The organism is Streptomyces solicavernae, assembly GCF_029968095.1.
GTDB classification, from domain to species: Bacteria; Actinomycetota; Actinomycetes; order Streptomycetales; family Streptomycetaceae; genus Streptomyces; species Streptomyces solicavernae.
Window position 1 is genome coordinate 1 of the sequence record NZ_JASCIR010000028.1, and the last position, 21788, is coordinate 21788.

Below are 21788 nucleotides of genomic sequence, written 5' to 3' on the forward strand. Positions count from 1 at the left end.
CTAGCAGCCCATGGCAGGCTCATGCCGCATGATCGATGAGTTTGCGAAGGACAACCTGCACGGGAGACTGCGGCGGGACCGCAAGGCGCTGCTCTGGAAACTCGACGGCTTGTCCGAATACGACGCCCGCCGACCTTTGACAGCGACCGGGACCAACCTCCTCGGCCTGGTCAAACACGTGGCCACCGTCGAGGCCAGGTACTTCGGCGAGGTCTTCGACCGCCCTTCCCCGGAACCGCTGCCCCGGTGGCAGGACTCCGACGGCAGCGATCTGTGGGCGACCGAGGACGAGACCCGCGATCAGATCACAGGGTTCTACCGGCGCACGTGGGAACACTCGGACTCGACGATCAACGAGCTTCCCCTCGACGCCCCCGGCCACGTGCCGTGGTGGCCGGAGCCTTATCCCCACACGAACCTGTTCGCCATCCTGGTCCATGTCCTCGGCGAGTCCAACCGGCATGCCGGCCACGCCGATATCCTGCGCGAGGGCCTCGACGGCCGGACCGGGATGCGCCCCGAACACGAGAAGCAGATCGACGAGGAAGCCCGCGCAGCCTGCTACGCGAAGATCGAGCAGGCCGCCAGGTCGGCCGCACCAATCAAGGCGTAGAGGTTGTCTCACGTGACGTGATGTTCGTGCGTCATGATGCCGGTCGTGGGTGCTGATCTGTCGAAGCGTCTGGTTCCTGATGAACTCTGGGAGCTGGCCGCCCCATTGCTGCCGTCGTTCGCTGCTCGTCCGCAAGGAGGTGGGACCGCCCCGTGTGACGAGCGGGCCGTATTCACGGCAGTGGTGTACACGCTGACCAGCGGCTGTGCCTGGCGGCATCTGCCGCCGACTTTCGGCACGTCGCCCGCCACCGCGCATCGCCGCTTCACGGCATGGACCGAGGCCGGCCTGTGGCGTCGCCTGCACCGGGCGGTGCTGGACGAACTCGGGGCCCGGGGCGAGGTGGACTGGACCTCGGCGATCGTCGACGCGGCCTCTGTTCGCGCCAAAAGGGGGGATCGCTGACCGGGCCGAACCCGGTCGATCGCGGCAAGAAGGGCAGCAAGCCGCACGTGCTGTCCGATGCCCAGGGCATCCCGCTCGCCGTCGCCGTGTCCGGCGCGAACATGCACGACAGCCGCGCCCTCAAGCCGCTCATCCGCGGCATACCCGCCGTCCGGTCCCGCCGGGGACCACGGCGGCGCCGACCCGCCAAACTCCGCGCGGACAAGGCGTACTTCTCCGCCGAACACCTGGCCTGGCTGCGCGAGCGCGGGTTCGTCGCGCGCATCGCGCGGCCCGGCATCGAGTCCGGCGAACGCCTCGGTCGGCACCGCTGGAAGATCGAACGGTCGATCGCCTGGCTCTTCGGCTATCGCCGCCTCACCGTCCGATACGAACGAAAGGGCTCGCACTTCCTCACCTTCCTCGGCCTGGCCGCCGCCCTGACCTGCTACAAGAAGCTCGCGAAACTTGCCACGTGAGACACCCTCTTAGAAACCACTATTCGCTGCCGTCAGCGACAGCACACGAGGATGCCTCCGAGACAGTGGATCTCGAACGCCCCACGGCGGGCGATGTGTTCCTCCAGGATGGTGTGCGCCCGCTCGATCGTGGCCTCGAAGGGCACGTCGTGCTGATCCGCCCAGGCCTGGTACGAGGCCATGTGAGCGACCACAGGCTCCGGGTCGGTGACCGTGATGGTGCCGGGCAGTTCGGTCGTCTCGACGCGGCCGAACTGCTCGCCGAGGAAGGTCGGCGCCTTCTCCAGGGTGAAGCGGGCGCTGAGTGAGATGCGTGCCGGTCCGCGGCCGGTGCCCAGGACATCACCAGCCGCGCGCACCCACAGCTCGTCCAGCTCGGCCTTGTCGCTGTCGCTGTTGGTTGAGGCGATCAGTAGACCGTCGTCGGCCACGACTCGGGACAGCTCGCGGACCGCCTGGGGGATGTCCGGGGCGTGGTAAAGCATGTGCATGGCCAGTGCGGCGTCGACGCTCCCCGGAGCCAAGGGGAGCCTCGCCACATCTGCCACGGCGACCGCACCGGGTACGTCCCCGAGGATGCCGGGGGCGATGTCCAGGCCCAGCAGCTTCAGGTCCGGACGCTCCTGGCGCAGCTGCTTGATGAACTTGCCATTGCCGCAACCGACATCGACCACCCGCCCGCGTACCGCGCCCAAGCGGCCGGCGACGATGCTGGGCAGGTCGTACCGAGGCGACTGCCACTGATACAGGGACTGCCGTGCGGCAAGATCCCGTTCACCGTTGTAGGCGCTCCCGGCAAGGCGGGCGCGGTTAGTCACGGCGGCGTCGTGGGCGGCGGAGATGTCGGTCACTTCGGCAGCTCCAGTGAGTGGGCGGCAGGCGGGGCCGCGAGTGCGGCCATGTGCTGTAGGCGCTCGCGCAGGTGGGCGGCCTGCTCTGCTCCACCGTACTGTGGCCTGCCCAGCTCGCGACCCAGATCGACCAGCCGCCGGACGATGCTGGCCGAGAACCGTTCCGGTGGTGCGTCGAGGACAAACCCGAGTATGGCCTCGGCGCCGTCGAGGTCGGCCAGGAGCAAGTGCCCACGCGCCAGGTCGACGTGCGCGGCGAACAGGTCGCCCACCGACTGATCGTCGTGCTCCGCACTGCGGTAGAGCCGAACTGCGGTGTCAGCACTGGCGATTGCTTGCTGGATGTGCTCACGTCCACCGATCGCGAGATGCGTCGTTCCGGCGTACGCAAACTGCTTGGCCATCGGGAAGGCGAAGATCCCTGGGGCCTCGTCGGCGCCGTGCTCCCGCCCGCGGGCCCGGTCGGCATCCGTCAGTGCGGCGGCGGCTCCCGTCCCATCACCCGCGATGGCGAGCGCCCTCGCCTCCAGACCGGCCAGTCGGGCACTGACACTTCCGCCCGCCCGGTGCCCGCGACCGGCCCGGGCCAGGTGCGCCGCCCGCTTGTACCGGCCGGTCCAGTAGGCGATCAACGACTCCACGGCCCTCACCCAGGCGAGCAGGCCTTCATGCCCGGCGGCCGCGGCACACGCCCGAGCCGTCCGGGCGTGGGTGGCCGCCGAGTCGTAGTGGCCGAGGTCCAGGCAGACGTGTGCAGACAGGCCACAGAGTCGTGAGGCGGACACATACAAGTCGCTCGTCTGTCGCGGGCGCTGCCGCCCCCGCAGGAGGCGGAACACCCCATCCCGTAACTGCCGAATCTCGACGTACAACTCCATCAACGGGTGGCTGACATAGGAACGCGCCAGCCGGGCCACGTCGGATTCGAGCTGTTCGACCACGAACTCGTCCGCGTTGCTCTGGGCGATGAAAAGGGCGAACTCGGCTGACGAGGATGCATCTGCAGAGACCTCGCCGAGTACAGAGGTGGGGGCGGGTGACCTCGGCTGACTGATCTCTGGGAGACCCGCTGCGTCCGCTCTGCCGGTCTTCCCCTTGCTGACCGCGACGGCCCGGTCGAGCAACGAGACCTCGACGTCGAAGACCAGAGCGAGATATCGCCGGGTGTAGGGGACGGGGATACGAGCCTCACGCTCGTAACGCCCGATCTCCTTGCCCGTCTTGGCGGCACGGCCCTCCAGAGCATTGCACTCGTCGGCGACCTGCTGCTGGGTCCAGCCACGCTCGGTCCGCAACCGGACGAGCAAGGCGCCGATACCCGTGTGGTCCATCCCAGCTCCTCGCGCGTGAACCGTGGCCCCCATCTTGGCCCCCTGATTGGCCCCCGCGCTGGCTCCCGACCCAAATGAGCTACAGCGCTTGGCTGTTGGTATGCACAGCAGAACACACGACGAGTCGACGACACGCGAACCGAACCAGAATCAGGAGCACTTGAGTCCCGCCGCCGAAAACTGCAGGCACTTCAGTCGACGCAAGGCCAATGTGCCCGCCGCCCGTAGGTATGTCGCGGATGCGCTTACCCGGTGGGACCACGTGCAACGCCTTGATGACATCCGCCTGTGCGTATCCGAGATGGTTACCAATGCCTTGTTGCACGCGCCGGTCGCGGACGGGCTGATCCTCGTGCGTCTCGAACTCCACAGCTTGCACGTGCTGATCGAGGTGCAGGACAGCGGAGATGGCACCCCGGCGCAAGGCCCTGCCCGACAGACCGACGGCGGCGGCCGTGGTCTCTTCCTGGTCGATGCCCTGGCCGACGACTGGGGAGTCACGGCCCGGCAGGGCCCCGGGAAGCGCGTTTGGGCGACATTCCGGCACAGCCCTGGAGACGACGATCCGACGCGCGCACGCAGCGCGGACCCTGAGCGCTCTCGTGCCCTCGACGATTGAAGTGCCTCAAACCGGAGGAATTCCCTATGACTGTCATCCCCGTCTCGCCGAACACCGTTCTGGCCAACGCTCTCACTCACGCGGAGGACGTGCTCGCACCGCGCATTCTGGCCACCCTGCCCGAGAAGCTCGTGCTGGTTGTGGGCACGCAGATCAACGGTGACCCGCGCATCGGCACTTCGCTCGTACAGTCCCTCGCCTTCGCAGTGGCGGCCCGCCTCCGGAGCCGATTCGGCCTGCCCGCGGAAGTCCTCTTCGGCGCCCTCGACAACGCTGCCTACGACCTGAAGACAGACCCGGCAACCGGCCATCGCTTCCAACGCGCCTACGCCCAGGCCCTTGACGGGCAGGCCCTGGCCGATCTGGTCGACGGTTTGTACGAGCCAAGGCTGACCGCCCTGTCACGGCGCACAGGCATCCCCTTCCGTGTCGAGACCTACACCCAACAGCAAGCCGGCGAGCACTTCCGTCGTACCTGGTTACGTCTCCTCCCTCGCATCGATGCCGCCCGCCGGTGGCTGGCCCCGTCCACCGGAACACCGCACGTCCGGGTCTCCTGCCCGAGCCTCGGATGCGGCTGCGTACGAGACCTTCGAAGCACTTCTCGACGGCGAAGGCCCGGCCAGCATCAACCCTGATGCGAGCCGAGACGAGCAGCTCAGCAACATCCGCACCATCTACGGTCCGGAGAAGGAAGTTCTGGGGGCACTTGCGATCGAGGTCACGCTCAAGTCGGGCCGGCAGACGGCACCCCAAGCGCCCGAACCTCAACTGACGCGAAAGTCCAGGTGATCGTCCACGAAAGTCCACTGGCCGCGGGCAGGTGGCTGAGGGAGGCTGCGACAGGGCGTCCGTGAGGTCTCAACTCGGGAAAGACTGACGGCCAAAGCTGTATTCGATCTTGCTCACCCGAAGGAGAGTGGACTATACCTGTCGGCGTCCGCGCGGCCGTTCCGCGGCAGCGGGCAGCAGCGGGCAGGGGGCGGGGGCAAGGCGGGGGAGCCGGGGGAGCCGGGGAAAAGGCTTCGCCGGTCCAGCGATTCCGGCCGTTCCCGACAACAGATCGCACGACCCCAGCTTCACCACACCGCGGTGCCGGGGAGGGTCCGGTTCACCGCCTGAGTCCTGGAGAAGGCGAGGACTTGAGCATGGGATCCACTTCAGCACGCAACGGCCACGACGGCGTCGGACGCCGTGACCTGATCAAGCGCTCGGCCGCGCTCGGCCTGATTTCCGTACCGGCGATGAGCTTCCTCTCGGCCTGCGCGAGCGGCGGCGGGGGCGCCGAGGACAAGGTCGACAAGGGCAAGAAGTCCGAGGAGAACCCGCTCGCCGTCAACGAGAGCGCGCCCCTCGACTTCGTCCTCTTCGACGGCGGCTTCGGCACGCAGTACGCCGAGGACGCCGTCAAGACGTACGAGAAGAAGTTCCCCGAGGCCGAGGTCAAGTTCTCCTCCACGCAGAAGATCCAGTCGGTGCTCCAGCCCCGCTTCAACAGCGGCAACCCGCCGGACCTCATCGACAACTCCGGCGCCGAGCAGATGGACATGGGCGTCCTCGTCGGCAAGAAACAGCTCACCGACCTCACCCCGCTCCTCGACGCCCCCTCCGTGGACGACCCGGAGAAGAAGGTCCGCGACACGCTGCGCCCCGGCATCGTCGAGATGGGGCAGTTCGACGGCGACCCGGTCTGGATCATGTACTACGCGTACACCGTGTACGGCATCTGGTACTCGCAGACCGCCCTGGAGAAGCTCGACTCGGAGTACCCGAAGACCTGGGACGACATGCTCGCGGTCTGTGCCAAGGCCAAGAAGAAGGGCATCGCGGGCTGGACGTACCCGGGCAAGTACCCGTACTACATGCCCTTCTCGATGTACCCGATGATGGCCAAGATCGGTGGCCGCGAGGTCCTGGACGCCATCGACAACCTGGAGCCGAACGCCTGGAAGCACCCGGCGGTCAAGGCGGTGTTCGAGGCGTACTACGAGCTCTTCAAGAAGGGCTACATCCTCAAGGGCACCACCGGGATGACCCACATCCAGGCCCAGACCGCCTGGAACAAGGGCGACGCGCTGTTCATCCCGAACGGCTCCTGGGTGGAGAACGAGTCCTCCAAGACCACGCCCGAGGACTTCCGGATGTCGGTGGGTGCACCGCAGGGCATGGACAGCGCCGACAAGATGCCCTTCGGCACCATCTGGGCCTCCGGGTCCGAGCCCTTCATCGTCCCGGCCAAGGCGAAGAACCCGGCCGGCGGCATGGAGCAGCTCCGCCTGATGCTCAGCGAGTCCGCCTCGCGCAACACCACCGAGCTGGTGAAGTCGCTGACGGCCTTCGACGGCGGCACCGACGGCATCGAGCTCACCTCCGGCCTCAAGGGCTGCGAGGCGGCGCTGAAGCTGGCCGGCGAGAACGTCGTCAACCCGCGCATGCAGGACTGGTACGTGAAGCTGCAGAAGGAGCAGATCGGCGTCGCCGGGCTCGGTGAGCTGATGGCGGGACGCCTCACCCCGGCCGAGGCCATCAAGAAGATCCAGGGCTTCGCCGACAAGACGGCCAAGGACTCCTCGGTCAAGCACTACAAGCACAAGAAGTGACCGTGCGTCACCAGCGGCGGCACCTGCAGGAAGACCGAGGTCGGTGATCATGCAACACGGCAAGTACCGGTTCGTCGTGGGGTTCCTCGCGGCACCCCTCACGCTGTACGCGGTCTTCGTCATCTGGCCGTTCATCCAGGCGGTCTACTACTCGTTCACGGACTGGACGGGGCTGAGCCCGGACTTCAAGATGGTCGGCTTCGCCAACTACCAGCGCATGTTCGAGGACGAGATCTTCTGGAAGTCACTGCAGCACAGTGTGCTCTTCGTGGTGCTGCTGCCGCTGGTGACGCTCTCCCTCGCGCTGTTCTTCGCCTTCATGATCAATGTGGGCGGGCGGGCGCGAAAGGGCGCGGCGGTCACGGGAGTTCGCGGTTCCGGCTTCTACAAGGTCGCGTACTTCTTCCCCCAGGTCCTGTCCATCGCGATCGTCGCGGTGCTCTTCCAGTTCGCGTACAACCCGCGGGACGGCGCGCTCAACTCGGCGCTCTCCGCGATCGGTCTGGACGGCTTCCAGCCGTCCTGGCTCGGCGATCCGGACTACGCGCTGTGGGCCATCATGGCGGTCCTGGTGTGGAGCACCGTCGGGTTCTTCGTGGTGCTGTTCAGCGCCGGTATGGCGTCCATTCCGAAGGATTTCTACGAGGCGGCGCTGCTCGACGGGGCGGGCCGGATCACCACGTTCTTCCGCATCACCCTGCCGCTGCTCTGGGACACCGTGCAGTCCGGCTGGATCTACATGGGAATCCTGGCCCTGGGCGCCGAGGCCTTCGCCGTCGTCCACATCATGAGTGTGGGCCCCGGCGGCCCGGACTACTCGACGTCGATCCTGCCGCTGTACATCTACCAATCGGCGTTCCGTGACGCCAACGCGGCCTACGCAACCACGATCGGTGTCGCCCTGCTCGTCATCACGCTCTGCTTCGCGGCCGTCGTGATGCGACTCGGCAGGCGCGAGCGGCTGGAGTACTGATGAAGACGACCGACACCCCTCCCGCCGACGCCACCGTCACGGGGAACCGCCCGCCCGCCGTGGCCAAGTCGCCCCACGTGCGGCCCGCGAAGCAGAGGCGGGAGGGCTCCGTCCTCAATGTCTTCTCCCACGGCATGCTCGTCCTCTGGGCGTTCATGGTGGTCATGCCGCTGCTGTGGGCGGTGATGACGTCCTTCAAGACCGACGCGAACATCTTCGGTTCGCCGTGGAAGCTGCCCGACTCGCTGCACTTCGAGAACTGGGCGCGTGCGTGGAGCGAAGCGCACATGAGCGAGTACTTCCTCAACACCGTGGTCGTGGTGGGGTTCTCGCTCGCCGGGACGCTGGTGCTCGGCTCGATGGCCGCGTACGTCCTGGCCCGCTTCACGTTTCCCGGGAACCGCTTCCTCTACTTCCTCTTCATCGGGGGAATGAGCTTCCCGATCATGCTGGCGCTCGTGCCGCTGTTCTTCGTGATGCAGAACATGAGCCTGCTCAACACGATCCCCGGCCTGGTCCTGGTCTACATCGCGTACTCGCTGCCGTTCACGGTCTTCTTCCTCACCTCGTTCTTCCGTACGCTGCCGACCTCGGTGGCGGAGGCGGCGTTCGTCGACGGGGCCTCGCACACGCGGACGTTCTTCCAGGTCATGTTGCCGATGGCCAAGCCGGGCCTGATCAGCGTGGGCATCTTCAACTTCCTCGGCCAGTGGAACCAGTACATGCTGCCCACGGTCCTCAACACCGATCCGGACCGCCGCGTCCTGGCCCAGGGCCTGGTCGAACTCGCCGTGAGCCAGGGCTACAAGGGCGACTGGTCCGGCCTGTTCGCGGGCCTGGTCATGGCGATGCTTCCGGTGCTCGCCGCGTACATCATCTTCCAGCGGCAGGTGGTCGCGGGGCTCACTGCGGGCGCGTTGAAGTAGTACGGCGGGCTCCTCCGGCGGTGGCCGGGGGAGCCCGAGGAGCGGCGCCATCAGGCTCAGGCGCGCTCGCGGACACCGACCGGCTCCGGTGCCGACGCGAGCATCGGCTTCGGCTCCGACTTCGGCTTCGGCTTCGGTTCCGACTCCGACTCCGACTCCGACTCCGACTTCGGCTTCGGCTTCGGCTTCGGCTTCGGCTTCGGCTCGGGCGAATCTCCGTCCCCCACAATGGACTTGGGGATGCTCCGCAGTGCGAACGCGCCAAGGGCCAGGTGCAGCAGGCTCGCGACCAGCGCCGCCGTGTGCAGGCCGAGTACGAACGCGGCGTTGGCCTCGGCCGCCGACTCCCCGCCCAGCCCCGGAAGTTGCAGCGTCTCGCCCAGCGTCCCGGCCAGCCCCGGGCCGTCCAGGCGGAAGATCAGCGTGGCCAGCGAGCCGAGGAGCGCGATGCCGAGAGCGTTGCCGATCTCGTTGCTGGTCTCGGCGATCGCCGCCGCCGACCCCGCACGCTCCGGCGGCACCGCGGCGACGGCGGTGTCGGCGACGACGCTGAACGAGATCCCGTACCCGACCCCGCTGACCACGGTGGCCGCCACGTACCAGCCGACCCCGCCCGTCGCCCCCGTGGCGAGCAGCAGGAGCAACCCCGCGGCGACCGTGAAGTGCACGGTGACGAGCGCGGCGCGGACGCCCGTACGGGCGACGACGGCCGGCGTCACGACGCACGTGACCGTGAGCACCACCGCACCCGGCAGCGCCACCAGCGCGGCCTCCAGGACGCGGAGCCCGAGGACGGACTGCAGGTAGACACCGCCCAGGTAGGCCACCGCCGACCACGCGGCGAGCGGCAGCAGCCCGGTGATCGCCGCCACCGTGAACACCCGGTCACAAAAGAGCCGGAAGTCGATCAGCGGGTGTTCCAGGCGGAGCTGGCGGCGTACGAACCAGAACAGCGCGGCGACACCGGCCGCGCCCGCGGTCAGCGAACCGGCGGACGGGCCGTCGGCGGCCAGATGCTTGACCGCGTACACGCTGAGCAGCAGGCCCGCGGCGGACAGCAGCACGCTCAGCGGGTCCACCCGGTCGGTGCGGGTGGAGCGCACCTCGCGCAGGAGCAGCGGCGCCAGCAGCAGGAACACCGCGACGACCGGCAGGTTGATCAGGAACACCGAGCCCCACCAGAAGCTGCTGAGCAGCTGCCCGCCGAGCACCGGGCCGATCGCGAACCCGGCGGCGAACGTGGCCGCGAAGATCCCGATGGCCCGCGAGCGCTGCCGGGCGTCCGGGAACAGTTCGCTGAGCACCGCGAGCGCCGAGGGCAGCAGCGTGGCGCCGGCGATGCCCATCAACGCCCGGAAGGCGATGAGGAGTTCGGCGCTCGGGGCGAACGCCGCACCGGCCGAGGCGAGCCCGAACAGCGTCGCGCCTGCCGTCAGCAGCTTGAGCCGCCCGTACCGGTCACCGATCGCACCGAACGCGACGAGCAGTGAGCCGACGGCGAAGCCGTACACATCGAGGATCCACAGGGCCTGGTCGGCGCTGGGCGACAGGGCGGCGGACACGGCGGGCATCGCCAGGAAAAGCACCGAGCTGTCCATGGCGACCAGCAGCACGGGCCCGAGCACGACGAGCAGCCCGAGCCACGCACGCGCGCCGGGGGAGGAGGGGGAGGAGAGGGACGAGAGGTTCGACGGGTTCGAGGGGGACGGGGAGGACTTGGCCGAGGAGGGTTGCTTCTCGTTCATGCCGTCGACGATGCGGGGCCGCGCACACGGCAACCATCCCCGTCCCGTGGGTACACCTCGCAGGGTTACCCGGCACCGACCGGCGAATTTCCAGGCACCTCTTGACACAGGCCATATCAGGAGGAAACTTGTCAATACACCAGAAGACCGAGGAATCGCACCGCCATTAGAGACGTCCCTTGGCAAGAGATTCCGAAGGTCCTGGCCAGGCCCCCGAAGCCCCGCGTTACCGGAGCCTCAGCGACGACTGAGGTAGATGGCAACGTAGAGGACTCCGGGGACTGTCTTGTTCGGGGCGCCTACCGGGCGCCTACCGGGTCCCTGCCGGGCCCCCACCCTCCTCGATCGTCGGCGTCAGCCCGTCGAGGAGCGCCTTGAGGCCCAGCTCCAGCAGCGCGTCGAGGCGCAGGTCGTAGCCCTCGTCCGCGAAGCTGCCGACGACCTTGGCGAAGGTCGGGAAACGGCCGGAATCTGTGAGTTCGCGCAGGTCAGACGCGTGATCGTCCATCCACTGCTGATCGGATCGGCCGGTCGCCGCCTCCGCGTGGGCCTCCCGCTCCAGGTGGACCGCCAGGCCCTGCACATGGCTGTAGAGCAGTACGTGAATGTCGAACAGCGTCGTGGCGTCGAGGCCGTGGCCGTCCAGTGCGTTGAGCAACCACTCGCCGTGGACCATCAGGTTCGGCACCAGCAACGGCCGCGTCAACGGGCCGAGTTGGGCCAGCCACGGGTGCCTGCGGTGCAGCGACCACAGGGTGCGCACGCCCGTCTCGACGCGCGGACGCCACCCCTCCGGGACGTCGACGGGGCAGCCCTGGTCGCCGTACGCCGCGTCGGCCATCAGCAGCACCAACTCGTCCTTGCCGCTCACGTATCGGTACGGCGACATCGCCGCCACGCCGAGCCGGGCCGCGACACCGCGCATCGAGAGCCCGGACAGGCCTTCCGCGTCGGCGATCTCGATGGCGGTGCGCACGATCCGCTCCCGGGTCAGCTCCGGCTCGGTGGCAGAGGGCGATGCCGGTGTGGGCGCAGCCGTACGGGGGTCGTGGGCCGGAGAGGCCGACCGCGCCACGACAGTCCCGGCCCTGGGTCGGGTCTCCACCACGCCCTCCAGGCGCAACGTGGTCAACGCCTTCGTGGCCGTGGCGAGCGCGACGCCCCACTCCTCGGCGATCCGGCGGGTCGACGGAACCCGGTCCCCCGGGGCGAGCTCACCGTCGGCGATCCGGCGCCGGATCTCGTCGACGATCCGCAGATAGGGCGGCCGGGCCGCGCTGCCTGTGTCCTTCGTCACGTCGTGATGCCTGTCCATTCTGTACTAGTGCAGAGGTGAGCGGCGGCGATGGAGTCTGATCCTCAACTGTCCTAGTCCAGAGGTGAAGTTGGGCTCGTTGAGCGGAGCATGCGTACGGCGTACGGTCCGTGTGCGTACAGCGTATCGAACCCATGGACCAACGCACCCGAGGAACCTCCATGCAGCAACAGAACCCGAACCAGACCCAGACCCAGACCCAGAGCCGGAACCAGAACCGGACCGTGCTCATCAACGGCGGCGGCATCGCCGGACCCGTGCTCGCGTACTGGCTGCACCGCCACGGCCTCCGGCCCACGGTCGTCGAGCGCGCCGACGGCCCGCGCCCCGGTGGTCAGGCGGTGGACATCCGGGGCGTGGCCCTCGACGTGGTCGAGCGGATGGGTCTGCTCGAAGCGGCCCGCAAGGGCCGGACCCGGATGCGCGGCATGTCGGTCCTCGACGCCGAGGGCCGCGAGATCGACCGCTCCACGGAGTTCACGTACAGCAGCGGCCGCCTCGACAGCGACGACATCGAGCTGCTCCGCGAGGACCTGGTGCGCATGGTGTACGAGCACACACGAGGGGTTGTCGAGTACCGCTTCGGCGACGGCGTCGCCACCCTCGACGAGGACGCGGACGGCGTGCACGTCGGCTTCACCCACGGCCCGCCCCGCACCTTCGACCTGGTCGTCGGCGCCGACGGCCTGCACTCCGCCGTGCGCCGCCTCGCCTTCGGCCCGGAACCGGCCTACGCCCACCACCTCGGCAGCTGCCTGTCGGTGTTCAGCGCCGGCAACTTCCTCGGCCTGGACCGCCGGCAGGTCTGGCTGCGGGACGGCGACGCGGGCTTCGGCATCATGCCCGTACGGGACGACACCGAGCTCCGGGTCGCCTTCGGCTTCGGGACCGGCCCGGACGAGTACGACTTCCGGGACGGCGAGGCGCTGCGGGCGGCCGTCGTGGACCGGCTCGCCGCGCTCAAGTGGGAGGGCGCACGCCTCGCGGAGGCCGCGCGCACTGCCCCCGACTTCTACTGCGACGCCATGGCCCAGATCCGGATGGACCACTGGACGCGGGGCAGGGTCGCGCTGCTCGGCGACGCCGGGTACTGCCCGTCCCCGCTCTCCGGCCAGGGCACCAGCCTCGCCCTGGTCGGGGCGTACGTCCTGGCCGACAGCCTCGCCCGCGAGCCGTACGACCACCGTGCCGCCCACCGCCGCTACGAGCAGCGGATGCGCCCCTTCGTCGCCCTCAACCAGGCCCTCGCCACCGAGAACGAGGGCGGTCCCGCCGCGGAGGAGTCCGTCACCCGCGCCAAGAACGCGATCAGGCTGGACGGTTGAGCTCTGGAGGGTACGGACGTACGCCCCGAGAGGTGCGTGCGGGTGGCCCGGGTGCACCTCGCAGGGGTAGTCACAACCCGCCCCGCCCCGGAGGAAACGCCCTAGCCTCGAAGCCATGCAGACCGAAAGCCTCGGGGGCTACCTCAAGAACCGCCGCGACCGTGTCACGCCCGACGACGTGGGCCTGCGCACCTACGGCACCGCACGCCGCGTACCCGGCCTGCGCCGCGAGGAGTTGGCGCAGCTGGCCGGGGTGAGCGCCGGGTACTACACGCGGCTCGAACAGGGGCAGGCCGGCACCGCCTCCCAGCAGGTGCTCGACGCCCTCGCCGGGGTGCTGCGGCTCGACCCGACCGAGACCGCCCATCTGCACAACCTCGCCCGGCAGGGTGGCAGCCGGGGCGGCCCCCGGCTCGTACGGCCCCGGCCCGAGCGGCCGCACCAGCGTGTCCTCACCCTGCTCGACGCGCTCGGCGAGGCCAACCCGGCCGTCGTGCTCGGGCGGCGCGGCGACATCCTCGCCTGGAACCGCACCGGGCACGCCCTCGTCGCCGAGCACCTCGACTTCGACGCGCCGCAGGACCCGGCCCGCCGCCCCTCCGTGCCGCGGATGTTCTTCCTCGACCCGCTTGCCCGCGAACTGCACCGAAACTGGGACGAGCTGGCCCGTATCCACGTCGCGTACCTGCGGCTGACCGCGGGCCGGTACCCCACCGACGGGCGGCTCGCCGAGCTGATCGGTGAACTCACGATGCGCAGCGCCGAGTTCGCGACGCTGTGGGCGAAGGGCGATGTCGCGGACTGCACCGTCGGGCGGATGAGCCTTCAGCATCCGACGGTCGGCGGGGTCGACGTCGACTACCAGGTGTGGCTGCAGCCCGAGAGCCCCGACCACCGCCTGGAGCTCTACACCCCGGCCGACACCGCCTCCGCGGACGCGCTGCGGCTGCTCGCGGCGCAGGTCGCGGGGGCGGGGGACGAGCGGCGCGAGCCCGCGTCGGCGGGCCCGGCCGCGGCCGAGGAAGAAGCTGTCTTGTGAACCTACCTCCGTCAAGGGCTTGACGGGCATTGTCCGGGGAGGCTGAGCTTAGGGTTTACAAGTTTTACTAAGCCGGAGCCTCAGAGAAGCGGCCCCGGCAAGGGAGGTCGTCGTGGAGACTCCGGGGTCGCAGTCGTCGCTGCACCGGGCCAATCTCGAACGGGTCGTGCGGGCCGTGCGGATGGCGGGATCGCTCACTCAGGCGGAGATCGCCAGGACGACGGGCCTGTCGGCGGCCACGGTCTCCAACATCGTGAGGGAGCTCAAGGACAGCGGCACCGTCGAGGTCACCCCGACCTCCGCGGGCGGCCGCCGGGCCCGCAGCGTCTCGCTCAGCGGGGACGCCGGCCTGGTCGGGGGCGTCGACTTCGGCCACGCCCACCTGCGCGTCGCCATCGGCAACCTGGCCCACCAGGTGCTCGCCGAGGAGGCCGAGCCCCTTGACGTCGACGCCTCCGCCGCGCAGGGCTTCGACCGGGCGGAGCAGCTCGTCAACCGGCTGATCGACGCGAGCGGAGTGGACCGCTCCAAGGTCGCGGGTATCGGCCTCGGCGTGCCGGGCCCGATCGACGTGGAGACCGGCACGCTCGGCTCGACGGCCATCCTGCCGGGCTGGCAGGGCACCAACCCCGGCCAGGAGCTCTCCGGCCGCCTCGGCGTCCCGGTGTACGTCGACAACGACGCCAACCTCGGCGCGCTCGGCGAGCTGGTCTGGGGCAGCGGCCGGGGCGTGAAGGACCTCGCGTACATCAAGGTGGCGAGCGGCGTCGGCGCCGGGCTCGTCATCAACGGTCAGATCTACCGCGGCCCCGGCGGCACCGCGGGCGAGATCGGGCACATCACGCTCGACGAGTCGGGCCCGGTCTGCCGCTGCGGCAACCGCGGCTGCCTGGAGACGTTCACAGCCGCGCGGTACGTCCTGCCGCTCCTGGAGTCCAGCCACGGCTCCGGTCTGACGATGGAGAAGGTCGTCGCCCTCGCGCGCGACGGCGACCCCGGCTGCCGGCGCGTGATCGCCGACGTGGGCCGGCACATCGGCAGCGGCGTCGCCAACCTGTGCAATCTGCTCAACCCCTCGCGGGTGGTGCTCGGCGGGGACCTCGCGGACTCCGGTGAGCTGGTGCTCGGGCCGATCCGGGAGTCGGTCGGGCGGTACGCGATCCCGAGTGCGGCGCGGAAGCTCTCCGTACTGCCGGGGGCGCTCGGCGGGCGGGCCGAGGTGCTGGGGGCGCTGGCGCTCGCGCTCAGCGAGATGGGCGACTCGACGCTGCTCGACGGCGCGCAGGCCGCACCCGCACCGGCCTTCACATGAGTTCCCGAGCCCCGCGCTCCCGGGGCGGTACGCACATCGGTCTTCACTTAGATAACGGATGGCACCGTTGTCATCTCGTTAAGGATTTACTCCTTGACGCTGCTCTCGCGGCCGAGTTGACTTCCAGCCACCTCGGCCGCAACGACGCGGCCTCGTCAGGGAGGCACCCCGTATGAACGCAGTGACGCGCCGCGTCGTCATAGGCACCGCGACGGTTTCCATGGCACTGGCGATGACCGCCTGTGGCAAGGCCGGAGAGGTCGAAGAGGCGGGCGGCGGTGACGGCAGGACCATCGGTCTGCTGCTGCCGGAGAACAAGACCACGCGCTACGAGACCTTCGACCGCCCGCTCATCGAGGGCAGGATCAAGGAGCTGTGCTCCGACTGCGAGGTCAAGTACAACAACGCGGCCCAGGACACCGGGACCCAGAAGAAGCAGTTCGAGGCGCTGCTCACCCAGGGTGTCGAGGTGATCATCCTGGACGCCGTCGACTACAAGGCCACCAAGTCCTGGGTGAAGAAGGCCAAGGACCAGGGCGTGAAGGTCGTCGCGTACGACCGTCTCGCCGAGGGCCCGATCGACGCGTATGTGTCGTACGACAACGAGAAGATCGGCCGCCTGCAGGGCCAGGGTCTGGTCGAGGCGCTCGGCGAGGACGCGGCCGACGCGAACGTTGTCATGATCAACGGCTCGCCGACCGACCCGAACGCCGCGCTGTTCAAGAAGGGCGCCCACAGCGTCCTGGACCAGCAGGTCGGCAAGATCGTCTACGAGCAGGACATCCCGGACTGGTCCCCGGACGAGGCCAACAAGAAGATGTCCGCCGCGATCGACTCCCTCGGCAAGGACGGCTTCGACGCCGTCTACTCCGCCAACGACGGCATGGCAGGCGGCATCATCACCGCCCTCGACAAGCGCGACGTGAAGGTCCCGGTGGGCGGCCAGGACGCCGAACTCGCCGGTCTGCAGCGGATCCTGAGCGGCGAGCAGGCGTTCACGATCTACAAGCAGATCAAGCCGGAGGCCGAGACCACCGCCGAGATCGCCGTCCGCCTCCTCCAGGGCAAGGACATCAAGGACCTCACGCCGACCAAGGTGGACTCGATCAGCGGCGAGTTCAAGGGCACCCCGGCGAAGCTGTACGACGCCCAGATCGTGACCAAGGCGGATATCGCCGGCACGATCATCAAGGACAAGGTGTACAAGGCGAGCGAGATCTGCACGGCGGAGTTCAAGAAGGCGTGCGCGGCGGCGGGGATCAAGTAGGGCTCGGTACTTGTCGGTCGCCGTCGGCTCGATCGCCGTCGGCTCGGTCCTCGTCGGCTCGGTCGCCGTCGGCTCGGTTGCCGTAGATCGCCCTCCGGGCTCGTCCTCAATCTCCCCCAGCCTTCGGCCGGGAGGTGCCCCCGGACGGGCTTGATTTGGCTGGTGTCCGCCGGACGGGCAGCAACAACCCCGAGCCGCCCCCGAAGTACCTCCGGTACCCCCGCCGCACTCCACCCCGCCGCGGCGGCGGGCACCGGACACCCCCCTCGTATCTCGCAAGTCCCGCCCGATCAGGCGGCGAAGGAGCTGATTCACGTGTCCGCTACGCCCGTGCTGGCGTTGCGCGGAGTCTCCAAGCGGTTCGGTGCCGTGCAGGCACTCACGGACGTTCACCTGGAGATCCACGCCGGTGAGGTGGTCGCCCTGGTCGGCGACAACGGCGCCGGCAAGTCGACCCTCGTCAAGACCATCTCGGGGGTTCACCCGATCGATGACGGCGCCCTCGTCTGGGAGGGGCGGCCCGTCCGCGTCAACCGGCCGCAGGACGCCCAGAGCCTCGGCGTCGCGACCGTCTACCAGGACCTGGCGCTCTGCGACAACCTCGACGTCGTCGCCAACCTCTTCCTCGGCAGCGAGCTGAAGCACGGCCCGGTCCTGGACGAGATCGCCATGGAGAAGCGGGCCAAGGAGCTGCTCGACACGCTCTCGATCCGCATCCCCAGCGTCCGCATCCCGGTCGCCGCGCTCTCCGGCGGCCAGCGCCAGGTCGTCGCGATCGCCCGCGCCCTCGTCGGCGACCCGAAGGTCGTGATCCTCGACGAGCCGACCGCGGCCCTCGGCGTCGAGCAGACCGCGCAGGTCCTCGACCTGGTGGAGCGGCTGCGCGAACGCGGCCACGCGGTGATTCTCATCAGCCACAACATGGCCGATGTGCAGGCCGTCGCGGACCGTGTCGCCGTGCTGCGCCTGGGCCGCAACAACGGCGTCTTCGACGTCGCCGCCACCTCCCACGAGGAGATCATCGCCGCCATCACCGGCGCCACGGACAACGCGGTGACCCGCCGCCAGGCGCGTACGGGCAACGGCGACGGCAACGGCAACGGCGACGGCAACCCGAACGGCAGCGGCGAGGCCGAAGCCGGCGGCACGGGCGGCACGGGCGGCACTGACGGCACGGACGGCACGGACGGCACGTTCACGAAGGGGGACGCGCAGTGAGCGACCTCACCAAGAAGCCCGCGACGGACGGCGAGCAGCCCGCCTCCGTAGCCACGGAAGCCCCGGAATCGGCGGCCGAGGCCCCGGCCGCGACCGCAGCCGAGGCGAGCGCCGCGCCCGTACCGGCCGTGGACCCGCGTCTGCTCGTCCGCGAGCAGGGCCTCAAGGGGTACTGGACGGAGTTCTCGCGCAAGATCCGCGGCGGTGAGCTGGGTTCGCTGCCCGTCGTCATCGGCCTGATCGTCATCGCGGTCGTCTTCCAGGCGCAGAACGACCGGTTCCTGTCCGCGAGCAGCCTCACCAACATCGCGGTGTTCACCTCCGGCCTCGGCATCATGGCCGTCGGCATCGTCTTCGTGCTGCTGCTCGGCGAGATCGACCTGTCGGTCGGCTCGGTGGCCGGCATGGGCGCCGCGGTGTGGGCGGTCCTGAACGTCAGCAACGGCTGGGGCGACTGGGCCGCGGTCCTGATGGCCGTGCTGTCCGGCCTGTTGATCGGCGCCCTGCACGGCTTCTTCTTCGCCAAGATCGGCGTACCGGCGTTCGTGGTCACCCTCGCCGGGTTCCTCGGCTGGAGCGGTCTGCAGATCTGGCTGATGGGCAAGGAAGGCAGCATCAACACGCCCACCGGCGGCATCGTCGAGAACCTCACCGGCTACTTCTTCGAGGACAAGGCCGCCGCGTACAGCCTGGCCCTGATCGCCATCGTCGGGTACGCCGCCTCGCTGCTGCTCGACACCCGGCGCCGCAAGAGCGCCGGGCTTCCGTCCCGCCCGGTCAGCGAGATCGTGCTGCGCACCGGCGTCGTCGCGGTCCTGGTGCTGGTCGCCGCGTACGTCCTGAACGAGCTGCCCGGCTCCCGCGGCCTGCCGCTCGCGCTCGTGCTGTTCCTGGCCGTCCTCGTCATCGCCGACTTCGTGGCCCGGCGCACCACGTTCGGCCGCCAGGTCTTCGCGGTCGGCGGCAGCTCGGAGGCGGCGCGCCGCGCGGGCATCAATGTGGACCGGATCCGCATCACGGTCTTCGCGATCTCCGGCATGCTCGCCGCGTTCGGCGGCCTCTTCATCGCCTCGCTCTCCGGTGGCGCGACGAAGAACCTGGGCGCGGGCAACACGCTGATGCTGGTCATCGCTGCGGCGGTCATCGGCGGTACGAGCCTCTTCGGCGGGCGCGGCAAGGTCTGGTCGGCGCTGCTCGGCATGCTCGTGCTCCAGTCGATCCAGCAGGGCCTGAACCTGCTCGGCATGGCCAGCGAGATCCAGTTCATGATCACGGGTGCGGTGCTGTTGGCTGCGGTTGTGATCGACTCGGTGTCGCGGCGTACGCAGAAGACGGCTGGGCGGGCGTAGGTCCCGTCCCACGTCCCGCACCGTCGACTCGGGCGCCGTCGATCGCCCTGCGGGCTCGTCCTCAATCGCCGGACAGGCTGGATTTCGTGCCCCGAAAGGAGCGCGGGGCTGTGACATGGGCGGCTCCGCCGCGCGGGCGACGCAACCCGAACCCGCGCGGACGCGTCTCCTCGCATACCGTCAGATGCGTCCCGTACCGCCCCGCCCGGGTGACCCCACCCGACGGCGGGCAGTACGGGCGGAACATTAGACTCGACAGGCCCGGCACAGCTCGAACAGCTCGACTCGCACAGCTTGACCGAACCACAGAACCTAGGAGGCACGGATATGGCAGTCGCGCGAAGCGCGTCCCACACGGGTGGTGGTGGGCGACGGGAGGGACTGCTGACCCGTATCAAGGGGCCGCGCGATCTGGACCGGCTCAGCCACGAGCAGCTGGACGAGCTCGCGGCCGAGATCCGTGGCTTCCTCGTCGACGCGGTCTCCAAGACCGGCGGTCACCTGGGCCCGAACCTCGGCGTGGTCGAGCTCACCATCGCCATGCACCGCGTGTTCGACTCCCCGAAGGACAAGGTCCTCTTCGACACCGGCCACCAGAGCTATGTGCACAAACTGCTCACCGGCCGCCAGGACTTCTCCAAGCTCAAGATGAAGGGCGGCCTCTCCGGCTACCCCTCGCAGGCCGAGTCCGAGCACGACGTGATCGAGAACTCGCACGCCTCGACGGTCCTCGGCTGGGCCGACGGCCTCGCCAAGGCCAACGAGCTGCGCAAGAAGGACGACCACGTGGTTGCCGTCATCGGCGACGGCGCGCTGACCGGCGGCATGGCCTGGGAGGCGCTGAACAACATCGCCGCCGCCAAGGACCGCCCGCTCGTCATCGTCGTCAACGACAACGAGCGCTCGTACGCCCCCACGATCGGCGGCCTCGCCAACCACCTCGCCACCCTGCGCACCACCGACGGGTACGAGCGGTTCCTGGCCCGCGGCAAGGACATCCTGGAGCGCACCCCGGTCGTCGGCCGGCCGCTCTACGAGACGCTGCACGGCGCCAAGAAGGGCCTGAAGGACTTCATCGCCCCGCAGGGCATGTTCGAGGACCTGGGCCTGAAGTACGTCGGGCCGATCGACGGTCACGACATCGAGGCCCTGGAGTCCGCCCTGCAGCGCGCCAAGCGCTTCGGCGGCCCGGTCATCGTGCACTGCCTCACCGAGAAGGGCCGCGGCTACAAGCCCGCCCTGGACGACGAGGCGGACCGCTTCCACGCCGTCGGCAAGATCCACCCCGACACCGGGCTGCCGATCTCGTCCTCCGGCCTCGACTGGACCTCCGTCTTCGGCGAGGAGATGGTCAAGCTCGGCCACGAGCGCGAGGACATCGTCGCGATCACCGCGGCGATGCTGCAGCCGGTCGGCCTGGACCGGTTCTCCAAGGAGTTCCCCGAGCGGGTGTACGACGTCGGCATCGCCGAGCAGCACGGCGCGGTCAGCGCCGCCGGCCTCGCCCACGGCGGACTGCACCCCGTCTTCGCCGTGTACGCGACGTTCCTGAACCGCGCCTTCGACCAGCTCCTGATGGACGTGGCCCTGCACAAGTGCGGCGTCACCTTCGTCCTGGACCGGGCCGGCGTCACCGGCACCGACGGCGCCTCGCACAACGGCATGTGGGACATGTCGATCCTGCAGTGCGTGCCCGACCTGCGCATCGCCGCCCCGCGCGACGCCGACCAGGTCCGCATGCAGCTGCGCGAGGCCGTCGCCGTCGACGACGCCCCGACCGTGGTCCGCTTCTCCAAGGGCGCTGTCGGCCCGTCCGTCAAGGCGGTCGGCACGGTCGGCGGCATGGACGTGCTGCGCAAGGCGGGCACCGCCAAGCCGGACGTCCTGCTCGTCTCCGTGGGCGCCCTCGCGCCGATGTGCCTGGAGATCGCCGACCTCCTCAACAAACAGGGCATCAGCACCACCGTCGTGGACCCGCGTTGGGTCAAGCCCGTCGACGAGGCGCTCGCCCCGCTCGCCGAACAGCACCGCGTCGTCGTCACCGTCGAGGACAACTCCCGCGCGGGCGGTGTCGGTTCGGCCGTCGCGCAGGCGCTGCGGGACGGCGGAGTCGACGTACCGCTGCGCGACTTCGGCATCCCGCCGCGCTTCCTCGACCATGCCTCGCGCAAGGAAGTCATGGCCGAGATCGGCCTTACGGCACCGGACATCGCCCGCCAGGTCACCGGCCTCGTCGCCAAGCTGGACGGACGGTACGACAGCCCGGCGGCCGACCGGAACACGGTGGAGCCCGCCCGCGACTGACACGAAAAGGTGTCGCACACAAGGCGTCATCAGGCCCGGTCCGGCCACTCCCTACGGGTGGCCGGACCGGGCCTTTCGTGTGAAACTCCTTGCGATACGGGCATACCGGCACACAGACACGCCGCGCAGGTTTCGATC

The 21788-nt window shown here is 69.3% G+C and carries 18 protein-coding genes and 1 pseudogene; 15 read left to right on the top strand and 4 right to left on the bottom strand.

Annotation, left to right across the window (positions count from 1 at the left end; genetic code table 11):
• Positions 1 to 28: 28 nt before the first annotated feature.
• Both QIS99_RS25090 and QIS99_RS25095 read left to right on the top strand, forming a co-directional pair.
• Complete coding sequence (locus QIS99_RS25090; protein WP_282515913.1) at positions 29 to 613, top strand: DinB family protein; 585 nt, start codon at positions 29 to 31, stop codon at positions 611 to 613.
• 45 nt (positions 614 to 658) lie between these two features.
• A protein-coding gene (locus QIS99_RS25095; RefSeq protein ID WP_408909631.1) for an IS5 family transposase occupies positions 659 to 1476 on the top strand; the annotation gives its coding sequence in 2 pieces (ribosomal slippage) (positions 659 to 1001 and positions 1001 to 1476; 819 coding nt in all).
• A 32-nt stretch (positions 1477 to 1508) separates the two neighbouring features.
• Here the strand turns inward: QIS99_RS25095 and QIS99_RS25100 are convergent.
• A complete protein-coding gene (locus QIS99_RS25100) occupies positions 1509 to 2327 on the bottom strand; it encodes a class I SAM-dependent methyltransferase (protein WP_282515914.1) in 819 nt (272 codons plus the stop codon).
• The gene (locus QIS99_RS25105; RefSeq protein WP_282515915.1) at positions 2324 to 3658 is read right to left on the bottom strand and encodes a helix-turn-helix transcriptional regulator; all 1335 of its coding nucleotides are present in this window, start codon (positions 3656 to 3658) and stop codon (positions 2324 to 2326) included. Before QIS99_RS25105 ends, QIS99_RS25100 begins: the two co-directional genes overlap by 4 nt.
• A 100-nt stretch (positions 3659 to 3758) precedes the next feature.
• On the opposite strand from QIS99_RS25105, the gene QIS99_RS25110 reads away from it, so the two are divergent.
• The 6 genes and pseudogenes from QIS99_RS25110 (at position 3759) to QIS99_RS25135 (ending at position 8776) form a co-directional block, all read left to right on the top strand.
• Complete coding sequence (locus QIS99_RS25110) at positions 3759 to 4277, top strand: ATP-binding protein (RefSeq protein WP_282515916.1); 519 nt, start codon at positions 3759 to 3761, stop codon at positions 4275 to 4277.
• 26 nt (positions 4278 to 4303) lie between these two features.
• Positions 4304 to 4915 (top strand): hypothetical protein, encoded by a 612-nt coding sequence (locus tag QIS99_RS25115; RefSeq protein WP_349017326.1) that lies wholly within the window; start codon positions 4304 to 4306, stop codon positions 4913 to 4915.
• A pseudogene (locus tag QIS99_RS25120) lies at positions 4860 to 5069 on the top strand (hypothetical protein); the annotation flags it as partial. The gene QIS99_RS25115 and the pseudogene QIS99_RS25120, both read left to right, overlap by 56 nt.
• Before the next feature lie 356 nt (positions 5070 to 5425).
• A complete protein-coding gene (gene ngcE / locus QIS99_RS25125) occupies positions 5426 to 6877 on the top strand; it encodes an N-acetylglucosamine/diacetylchitobiose ABC transporter substrate-binding protein (RefSeq protein WP_282515917.1) in 1452 nt (483 codons plus the stop codon).
• A 49-nt stretch (positions 6878 to 6926) separates the two neighbouring features.
• Positions 6927 to 7850, top strand: coding sequence for a carbohydrate ABC transporter permease (locus tag QIS99_RS25130; protein WP_282515972.1), 924 nt, complete (start codon positions 6927 to 6929; stop codon positions 7848 to 7850).
• The gene (locus tag QIS99_RS25135) at positions 7850 to 8776 is read left to right on the top strand and encodes a carbohydrate ABC transporter permease (RefSeq protein WP_282515918.1); all 927 of its coding nucleotides are present in this window, start codon (positions 7850 to 7852) and stop codon (positions 8774 to 8776) included. Before QIS99_RS25130 ends, QIS99_RS25135 begins: the two co-directional genes overlap by 1 nt.
• A 56-nt stretch (positions 8777 to 8832) precedes the next feature.
• Here the strand turns inward: QIS99_RS25135 and QIS99_RS25140 are convergent, their stop codons facing one another.
• Complete coding sequence (locus QIS99_RS25140) at positions 8833 to 10374, bottom strand: MFS transporter (protein WP_282515973.1); 1542 nt, start codon at positions 10372 to 10374, stop codon at positions 8833 to 8835.
• A gap of 457 nt (positions 10375 to 10831) precedes the next feature.
• The gene (locus QIS99_RS25145; RefSeq protein ID WP_282515919.1) at positions 10832 to 11818 is read right to left on the bottom strand and encodes a GntR family transcriptional regulator; all 987 of its coding nucleotides are present in this window, start codon (positions 11816 to 11818) and stop codon (positions 10832 to 10834) included.
• Between the two features lie 179 nt (positions 11819 to 11997).
• On the opposite strand from QIS99_RS25145, the gene QIS99_RS25150 reads away from it, so the two are divergent.
• The 7 genes from QIS99_RS25150 to dxs all read left to right on the top strand — a co-directional run bounded on the left by QIS99_RS25150 (position 11998) and on the right by dxs (position 21650).
• Positions 11998 to 13161, top strand: coding sequence for an FAD-dependent monooxygenase (locus QIS99_RS25150; RefSeq protein ID WP_282515920.1), 1164 nt, complete (start codon positions 11998 to 12000; stop codon positions 13159 to 13161).
• A gap of 115 nt (positions 13162 to 13276) precedes the next feature.
• Positions 13277 to 14200, top strand: coding sequence for a helix-turn-helix domain-containing protein (locus QIS99_RS25155; protein ID WP_282515921.1), 924 nt, complete (start codon positions 13277 to 13279; stop codon positions 14198 to 14200).
• 112 nt (positions 14201 to 14312) lie between these two features.
• Positions 14313 to 15512 (top strand): ROK family transcriptional regulator, encoded by a 1200-nt coding sequence (locus tag QIS99_RS25160; protein WP_282515922.1) that lies wholly within the window; start codon positions 14313 to 14315, stop codon positions 15510 to 15512.
• 172 nt (positions 15513 to 15684) lie between these two features.
• Positions 15685 to 16779, top strand: a complete 1095-nt coding sequence (locus tag QIS99_RS25165; protein WP_282515923.1) for a substrate-binding domain-containing protein — start codon at positions 15685 to 15687, stop codon at positions 16777 to 16779.
• A 306-nt stretch (positions 16780 to 17085) separates the two neighbouring features.
• Positions 17086 to 17997, top strand: a complete 912-nt coding sequence (locus tag QIS99_RS25170; RefSeq protein WP_282515974.1) for an ATP-binding cassette domain-containing protein — start codon at positions 17086 to 17088, stop codon at positions 17995 to 17997.
• Entirely contained in the window at positions 17994 to 19346 is a 1353-nt protein-coding gene (locus QIS99_RS25175; protein WP_282515924.1) for a sugar ABC transporter permease, read from the top strand. The genes QIS99_RS25170 and QIS99_RS25175 overlap by 4 nt, the downstream gene beginning before the upstream one ends.
• Positions 19347 to 19673: 327 nt before the next feature.
• A complete protein-coding gene (gene dxs, locus QIS99_RS25180; RefSeq protein ID WP_282515925.1) occupies positions 19674 to 21650 on the top strand; it encodes a 1-deoxy-D-xylulose-5-phosphate synthase in 1977 nt (658 codons plus the stop codon).
• The last annotated feature ends 138 nt before the right edge of the window (positions 21651 to 21788 follow it).

Excerpts from the sequence above, each read along its gene's own strand:
- QIS99_RS25090 (WP_282515913.1), top strand. The coding sequence starts at position 29 with ATGATCGATGAGTTTGCGAAGGACAACCTGCACGGGAGACTGCGGCGG.
- QIS99_RS25105 (WP_282515915.1), bottom strand. The coding sequence starts at position 3,658 with ATGGACCACACGGGTATCGGCGCCTTGCTCGTCCGGTTGCGGACCGAG.
- QIS99_RS25110 (WP_282515916.1), top strand. The coding sequence starts at position 3,759 with ATGCACAGCAGAACACACGACGAGTCGACGACACGCGAACCGAACCAG.
- QIS99_RS25115 (WP_349017326.1), top strand. The coding sequence starts at position 4,304 with ATGACTGTCATCCCCGTCTCGCCGAACACCGTTCTGGCCAACGCTCTC.
- ngcE (WP_282515917.1), top strand. The coding sequence starts at position 5,426 with ATGGGATCCACTTCAGCACGCAACGGCCACGACGGCGTCGGACGCCGT.
- QIS99_RS25130 (WP_282515972.1), top strand. The coding sequence starts at position 6,927 with ATGCAACACGGCAAGTACCGGTTCGTCGTGGGGTTCCTCGCGGCACCC.
- QIS99_RS25135 (WP_282515918.1), top strand. The coding sequence starts at position 7,850 with ATGAAGACGACCGACACCCCTCCCGCCGACGCCACCGTCACGGGGAAC.
- QIS99_RS25140 (WP_282515973.1), bottom strand. The coding sequence starts at position 10,374 with ATGGACAGCTCGGTGCTTTTCCTGGCGATGCCCGCCGTGTCCGCCGCC.
- QIS99_RS25150 (WP_282515920.1), top strand. The coding sequence starts at position 11,998 with ATGCAGCAACAGAACCCGAACCAGACCCAGACCCAGACCCAGAGCCGG.
- QIS99_RS25155 (WP_282515921.1), top strand. The coding sequence starts at position 13,277 with ATGCAGACCGAAAGCCTCGGGGGCTACCTCAAGAACCGCCGCGACCGT.
- QIS99_RS25165 (WP_282515923.1), top strand. The coding sequence starts at position 15,685 with ATGAACGCAGTGACGCGCCGCGTCGTCATAGGCACCGCGACGGTTTCC.
- dxs (WP_282515925.1), top strand. The coding sequence starts at position 19,674 with ATGGCAGTCGCGCGAAGCGCGTCCCACACGGGTGGTGGTGGGCGACGG.